General features: G+C 42.2%; 6 protein-coding genes, 11 tRNA genes and 1 riboswitch. Of the genes, 15 read left to right on the top strand and 2 right to left on the bottom strand.

The features are described 5' to 3' along the window. Positions 1–76 precede the first annotated feature (76 nt). The 12 genes from AC6H04_RS03125 (at position 77) to AC6H04_RS03070 (ending at position 1,698) form a co-directional block, all read left to right on the top strand. A tRNA-Ser gene (locus AC6H04_RS03125) sits at positions 77–168 on the top strand. A gap of 18 nt (positions 169–186) precedes the next feature. After that, positions 187–258: transfer RNA gene (locus AC6H04_RS03120), tRNA-Glu, on the top strand. A 47-nt stretch (positions 259–305) separates the two neighbouring features. Further along, a tRNA-Val gene (locus AC6H04_RS03115) sits at positions 306–378 on the top strand. A gap of 8 nt (positions 379–386) precedes the next feature. Next, positions 387–460 (top strand) — tRNA-Asp (locus AC6H04_RS03110). Positions 461–496: 36 nt separating this feature from the next. Then, positions 497–569: transfer RNA gene (locus AC6H04_RS03105), tRNA-Phe, on the top strand. A gap of 5 nt (positions 570–574) precedes the next feature. Next, positions 575–660 (top strand) — tRNA-Tyr (locus AC6H04_RS03100). 1 nt (position 661) lies between these two features. Next, a tRNA-Trp gene (locus AC6H04_RS03095) sits at positions 662–732 on the top strand. Between the two features lie 13 nt (positions 733–745). Next, positions 746–820 (top strand) — tRNA-His (locus tag AC6H04_RS03090). 9 nt (positions 821–829) lie between these two features. Further along, a tRNA-Gln gene (locus AC6H04_RS03085) sits at positions 830–901 on the top strand. Between the two features lie 28 nt (positions 902–929). Beyond that, a tRNA-Cys gene (locus AC6H04_RS03080) sits at positions 930–1,000 on the top strand. A gap of 52 nt (positions 1,001–1,052) precedes the next feature. Further along, positions 1,053–1,137, top strand: a tRNA-Leu gene (locus AC6H04_RS03075). Positions 1,138–1,287: 150 nt separating this feature from the next. Then, complete coding sequence (locus tag AC6H04_RS03070; protein WP_497570306.1) at positions 1,288–1,698, top strand: hypothetical protein; 411 nt, start codon at positions 1,288–1,290, stop codon at positions 1,696–1,698. A 46-nt stretch (positions 1,699–1,744) separates the two neighbouring features. Here AC6H04_RS03070 and AC6H04_RS03065 read toward each other — a convergent pair whose 3' ends face one another. Continuing rightward, positions 1,745–2,110: a hypothetical protein gene (locus AC6H04_RS03065; RefSeq protein ID WP_497570305.1), complete on the bottom strand. Its 366-nt coding sequence runs from the start codon at positions 2,108–2,110 to the stop codon at positions 1,745–1,747. Positions 2,111–2,205: 95 nt separating this feature from the next. Continuing rightward, on the bottom strand, positions 2,206–2,925 hold the full coding sequence (locus AC6H04_RS03060) for a hypothetical protein (RefSeq protein WP_497570304.1): 720 nt from the start codon (positions 2,923–2,925) through the stop codon (positions 2,206–2,208). Positions 2,926–3,048: 123 nt separating this feature from the next. Next, a riboswitch (SMK box riboswitch) is annotated at positions 3,049–3,145 on the top strand. Here AC6H04_RS03060 and metK point away from each other — a divergent pair. The 3 genes from metK to AC6H04_RS03045 all read left to right on the top strand — a co-directional run bounded on the left by metK (position 3,143) and on the right by AC6H04_RS03045 (position 6,304). After that, entirely contained in the window at positions 3,143–4,351 is a 1,209-nt protein-coding gene (metK, locus tag AC6H04_RS03055) for a methionine adenosyltransferase (RefSeq protein WP_497570303.1), read from the top strand. It overlaps the preceding riboswitch by 3 nt. A gap of 119 nt (positions 4,352–4,470) precedes the next feature. Then, the gene (locus tag AC6H04_RS03050) at positions 4,471–5,937 is read left to right on the top strand and encodes an MDR family MFS transporter (protein WP_497570302.1); all 1,467 of its coding nucleotides are present in this window, start codon (positions 4,471–4,473) and stop codon (positions 5,935–5,937) included. Between the two features lie 61 nt (positions 5,938–5,998). Beyond that, on the top strand, positions 5,999–6,304 hold the full coding sequence (locus AC6H04_RS03045; RefSeq protein WP_497570301.1) for a DUF960 domain-containing protein: 306 nt from the start codon (positions 5,999–6,001) through the stop codon (positions 6,302–6,304). Positions 6,305–6,523 lie beyond the last annotated feature (219 nt).

The following is a 6,523-nucleotide window of genomic DNA, read 5'->3' as shown; positions in this document are numbered from 1 at the left end:
TATCCGGCAAACTTTGTTGTTGGGATAACTCTTGAATTATAAGTTTGTTCACGACAAGTTTGCCGGGGATTAAGTTGGAGAGTTGTCCGAGTTGGCCGAAGGAGCACCACTGGAAATGGTGTAAACGAGTAAAAGCTTGTTTCGAGGGTTCGAATCCCTCACTCTCCGTTCAACAACGTTTTGTATGACCCGTTGGTCAAGTGGTTAAGACACCGCCCTTTCACGGCGGTAACATGGGTTCGAATCCCGTACGGGTCATTAATCGGTTTAAAAAATTGATTAAGTAGTTTTAAATAGAACATCTTGGAGGATTAGCTCAGTTGGGAGAGCGTCTGCCTTACAAGCAGAGGGTCACAGGTTCGAGCCCTGTATCCTCCATAAAAGATGGTCCGTTGGTCTAGCTGGTTAGGACGCCTGCCTGTCACGCAGGAGATCACGAGTTCGAGTCTCGTACGGACCGTTGTTAATATTGATTAACAAGTGAATAGTATTACATGGCTCGGTAGCTCAGTTGGTAGAGCAACGGATTGAAGCTCCGTGTGTCGGCGGTTCGATTCCGTCCCGCGCCATATATGGATGGGTAGCGAAGTCTGGCTAAACGCGGCGGACTGTAAATCCGCTCCTTCGGGTTCGGTGGTTCGAATCCACTCCCATCCACCATAGGGATATAGTATAACGGTAGTACATCGGTCTCCAAAACCGCTAGTGCGGGTTCGATTCCTGCTATCCCTGTTTTGGTATAATGGCGGTATTGGTGAAGTTTGGTTAACACACCGGATTGTGGTTCCGGCACGCGTGGGTTCGAGTCCCACATACCGCCCTTGATGATTGGGTTATAGCCAAGTGGTAAGGCAACGGACTTTGACTTCGTCATGCGCTGGTTCGAATCCAGCTAACCCAGTTTGGGGAGCCCATTGAATCATGATTATGGCGGTATAGCCAAGTGGTAAGGCAAAGGTCTGCAAAACCTCCATCGTCGGTTCGAATCCGATTACCGCCTTTCCCAGAGCAATGGGATGGTTAAGTCATTTTTAGTATTTTTAAATTAATATGCCGGAGTGGCGGAACTGGCAGACGCGCTGGACTCAAAATCCAGTGTCCGTTGAGGACGTGTGGGTTCGAACCCCACCTCCGGTATCACTCTTTGAACCAAGCATTTTATTGCTTGGTTCTTTTTTTGGTATTTTTTAATTGTCTATACCAATATAATGTGATATACTCTGTGTGCAATCTAATTGTATGCTGCGTAAAAATTAACAGGCAACCACCCTTAGGAGGTTAACCGTAATGCTCTTCGGTGAAACGACACTGAAAGAACTAATTAGCTCGTACCTTAACTTATTACACAACAGTCGACAGTTTCTAAAGGCAAATTGTCAGATCGAAATCATTTTACACTTGGTAGATAACACCAATAATCATGAATTTAATGTTCGTAATGAACAGCTAAAAAAAGCTGAACAATTACTTATTTGTGAGGGTATTGCAGCAATCGAGGTCATTTACCGCGGTACCCAATTAAAGGCTTATCATGCTTTTGACATTTCGAATCGACGTTATCGACCAAAATATTTTATTGGTTGGATGGGGAATCATAAGGTCGATAAAGATTATTTTATCAGTCATATTGAACCAGAAATAAGACAAGTTGCGAAACCATATGTGAACAGTGTCATTTTCCCGGGTCTTTTTGTTTAAACATAAAAGGTTAGGTACAAAACAGAGGATGTTTTGACCTAACCTTTTATGATTGTTGTAATTTTAAGTTTAATTTCAAACGTTTTAAAATTGACTGGCAGCTGCCACTTGGATCACCATGCAATAAATCTAAATGCTTTATTGGTAAGAAATTCACTTTACTTAATATGTCTTCAGAAAATGCCTTGACAATTCTTGAATCAATTAAATAAAGTGTGTCGTTGCCGGTTGCTTTTGGCAAGTCGAAATCATGTTCAATTTTAACGTCCACGCGTATATTTTGCTGTGAGAACCACGCTACTAATTTCGTGCAAAACTGTGTCAATAATGCGGTATCCACGATCCGGTTACCCGTTAATGCAGGCTGATACTTGCCACTCCAAATATCCCCTACAAGTTTAATTTGAATCAATTGAAAGCCCCCCAACGTAATGGTTATTGCATTCTCATCATATGACAAATTGCTGATGACGATAATAGCTAGAGGGAAGCTTTAGAAAGTTTTAATTATCGACTGCAGACAAAAATGATGGCTTGTAAAACTGCTGCAATGAGTAGACCGCGAGAAGGGGACGGTCGCCACATGGTTTGAATGAGAAACCAGACAAGTAAAACTAACAATGAAACAGCGATAACGATCACGTTCAAATGGAGAAAAAATAGCCATACAAGTGTCAAAACGCCGAGTCCTGCTGGGAGAAGAACGAAATGGAAGGCTTTTTGTGGCAGAAAGAAATAATTATATAATAACAACGGTAAAAGAATTGTTGTTAAGTAACTGGTTGATAAATAATCATGCGACAATAGAAAATTCCCGGCTGCTAAGCTGGCAAGCATAAGTGCTAATAATACAATGCCCAATTCGTTGTCAAACCATTTGGGTAAGTAACGAATCAGTAACAACACGATAATTGCTAAGCCGTTAATGATGTTAACCAACATTGGCAGTTTTGCTAAACTGAAGACGATGAAAGCAATGGTTAACAATAAGACAATAGGCGCGGTTTTACTACGTGCAGAAGTTGTCCGAATCACATATAGGCAAGTGAAAATTAGAATGGTCGTTAACGAAAGTAACAGTAAAGGTAACTGCTGCGGGCGCGTATATGACTGGAAAGAATTTGCATTAGCATATAATAATAAACCACTCATTTCAACGAAACCGAAAAATAAGCCTTGAAGAAAGCGGCGATGGTGAACAATAAACGCTTCAATATTTTCTAACATAGTCAGTAATTCCTTTTGTTTGATATAGAATAGCTTAACATTTTCAAAGTTCCGGTCAACTCTCAATAATTTTCAATCGGTTACAAGTCAACTTTCTAAGCTGAAAAAATTGTGTTAAAATAATAAAGTTATGAGTCTTCATTCCCGATAGGATTCACTAGCTTGACTTAGTGAAGATGCCTTGTAACCGAAAAATGATATAGGGGGAATTTTTACAATGCAAGAAAGACATTTATTTACTTCAGAATCAGTTTCTGAAGGGCACCCAGATAAGATTGCTGATCAAATTAGTGATGCAATTCTGGATGCAATGCTGGCACAGGATCCAGATGCTCGTGTGGCCTGTGAAACATCTGTTACTACCGGATTAGTTTTGGTATTTGGTGAAATTTCGACAACTGCTTATGTTGATATTCAGCATATTGTTCGTGAAACCATCAAAGGAATTGGTTATACCGGTGGTAAGTATGGTTTTGACGGTGATAATTGCGCGGTCTTAGTTGCAATCGATGAACAGTCGCCTGATATTGCCCAAGGTGTTGACGATGCTTTGGAAAAGCGTGACGGTGAAACTGACCCGCTGGACCAAATTGGTGCCGGTGATCAGGGCTTGATGTTTGGGTATGCCATTGATGAAACACCTGAACTTATGCCTTTAGCGATTTCTTTAGCACATCAGTTGATGCAACGGATCGCTAAAGTTCGGAAGGAAAACATCTTGGATTATCTTGGTCCAGATGCCAAGTCAGAAGTGACGGTTGAGTACGATGATGATGGTAAACCCTTCCGAGTTGATACTGTTGTCTTGAGTACACAGCATGCTGAATCAGCAACGCTTGATCAGATTCGTGAGGATGTTATCGAAAAGGTCATTAAGCCGGTTATTCCAGCTGACCTATTGGATGATAATACCCGTTACTTGATCAACCCAACTGGTCGATTCGTTATTGGCGGTCCTCAAGGGGACGCTGGTTTAACGGGTCGGAAAGTGATCGTTGATACGTATGGTGGGTACGCTCATCATGGTGGCGGTGCTTTCTCTGGCAAAGACGCGACTAAGGTTGACCGTTCAGCTAGCTATGCTGCTCGATATATCGCAAAGAACATTGTAGCTGCCGGTTTAGCACATCAAGTGGAGGTTCAATTAGCCTACGCAATCGGTGTGGCACAACCCGTTTCGGTTTCCCTTAACACGTTTGGTACTGGGACCGTTTCTGAAGTTGAGCTGACTAAAGCAGTTCGTCAAATCTTTGATTTACGTCCAGCTGGCATTATCCAAATGCTCGACTTGAAGCGGCCAATTTATAAGCAGACAGCTGCTTATGGGCACTTCGGTCGAACCGACATTGACTTGCCTTGGGAACATACTGATAAGGTTGATGAATTAAAAGAAGCACTTAAGCAAATTGAATCAGTCAACAAATAAATTCAATTGAGTTTTGCAAATAACGACTAACTCTCGGGCTGGTCGTTATTTTTGTGGCGGGAGTAGATGACTCTCAAACTGCGTTGGGGGTGCGGGCCAGCGCTAAGTGAGGAAAAATTATGAGTTCAAGTAAAACCAATGTCCCGTTAGTGACGGGCGCTATCTTCATTGCAACGTTCATGAGTGCGATTGAGGGGACCATCGTATCTACTGCTATGCCAACGATTGTCGGTGATTTAAGTGGTGTTGCGTTAATGAATTGGGTCTTTTCAATTTTCCTACTGACTAATGCCATGGCGACACCCATATACGGGAAGCTATCTGACATGTTCGGTCGCAAGCGATTATTTTTATTTGGTTTAGCCGTTTTTATCATCGGTTCTACCTTGTCTGGCATGTCGAACAGTATGACCGAATTAATCATCTGGCGGGCGGTACAAGGGATCGGTGCCGGTTCAATTATGCCGATTTCCTTCACCATTATTGCTGACATCTACCCCTTTGAAAAAAGGGCCAAGGTAATGGGCTTCAATGGGTCAGCTTGGGGGATTGCTTCTATCGTGGCGCCACTGCTAGGTGGTTTTATTGTTGACCAAATGTCTTGGCACTGGATCTTTTTCATTAACATTCCAGTAGGACTAATCGCGATGGCTGGAATTTGGATCTTTTTAAAGGAGCAGCCCCGAAAAAGTACCCAAACGTTGGACATCCTTGGGAGTATCTGGCTCTCAGTGGCACTTTTAGCACTTATGTTTGGTTTCCAAGTGTTAGGTGACACCCAGATTAATTGGGGAATTTTACTGCTCAGTTTGCTGATTGCAGTGCTCAGTTTCTTAGGCTTTATTCGCCAAGAAAGACGCGTGACGAATCCCATTATTCCACTCAAACTATTTAAAATTCGTACCTTTGTGACCCAAAATTTGGTGGCAGCGCTGATCAGTGGTTTTTTGATGGGCTTTGAAGTTTATTTACCGACTTGGACCCAAGGATTACTGGGATTACCGGCATCACTAGCAGGTTTTGCGATAACACCTAGTTCGTTGATGTGGATCGTCGGCTCGTTTATTGCTGGGAAACTGCTGGTAAACCGTTCGCCGAAACAAATTATCAACTTTAGCTTGACCTTCATCTTAGTAGGTGGCCTGGCCATGGCATTCGCACCCCAAGAAACTCCCTTTTGGTGTTTCTTTGTGATTGCGGCCATTTGCGGAACCGGTTTTGGGATTACAATTACCACTACAACGGTAACGGTCCAAAACCAGGTGCCCAAAGAAGACGTTGGCGTGGCCACATCGTTGAATACTTTGTCTCGGACATTAGGTCAAACGCTGATGATTTCCGTCTTTGGGATTATTATGAACGTTAAGATGGCTAACGGTGTTGCCGCACATAAAGGCACTGATCTTGACATGATGAATCGGCTGATCAATCCGCAAACGGCTAAGACGTTAAGCAGTACCTTACTCAAACCGTTACGTCAAATACTTTATAGCGGATTACACTGGATCTTCATCGTGGCACTTGGACTTGTGATTTTAAGCTATCTGATCAATCAGTTGGATCGTCTCAACAAGCCTGAAGCCTGATATTTTTGGCTAAATGAAGTATACTTGATGCTAGAAATAAACAGAAAGTGAGACGATCTCCGTGTTTGAAAACAATCGTCCTAGATACGCTAGTTTTGGTATTGTGAATACCTTACCTGGTGAAATTATTGATCAAGTTTGGTACATCATTGATCATAATTTACAAGGCATGTTTCAATTGAATGAAATTATCGGCTTCAACTTAACGAACCACAATAATCACCTCACCTTTGACTTTTTACAGCAAGATGCCGTTGTAGCCAGCTTTGATACGCCATTTCCGTATGCAGAAAGCTTTCCTGCTTCGTTGTGGGTGTACGATGATGGTAGCAGCCAAATTGTGATGTTGCCTAAGGAAGAAGTGTAGACTAAAAGTGTGTGACACGACTTGGTAGGTTCTAGGGTTTAACCCAAATAATGCGTATTTCGGTGTGAACTTTGCTGGAATACGCATTATTTTTGGGTTAAATGGCCGGAATCTGAGTTGTGGAGCATTAGAGTATTAAATAAAAGTAAATTTTTAAGTGGTCTTTCAGTTAAGGAACCAGATGAAATTTTTATATAGACTTGTGTCATGACCTCACTT

It is taken from the genome of Secundilactobacillus sp. MJ173 (assembly GCF_059704265.1).
Note: the sequence above shows the minus strand (reverse complement) of the source record. Positions and strands in the feature narration are given on the sequence as shown.

Excerpts from the sequence above, each read along its gene's own strand:
- metK (WP_497570303.1), top strand. The coding sequence starts at position 3,143 with ATGCAAGAAAGACATTTATTTACTTCAGAATCAGTTTCTGAAGGGCAC.
- AC6H04_RS03060 (WP_497570304.1), bottom strand. The coding sequence starts at position 2,925 with ATGTTAGAAAATATTGAAGCGTTTATTGTTCACCATCGCCGCTTTCTT.
- AC6H04_RS03070 (WP_497570306.1), top strand. The coding sequence starts at position 1,288 with ATGCTCTTCGGTGAAACGACACTGAAAGAACTAATTAGCTCGTACCTT.
- AC6H04_RS03050 (WP_497570302.1), top strand. The coding sequence starts at position 4,471 with ATGAGTTCAAGTAAAACCAATGTCCCGTTAGTGACGGGCGCTATCTTC.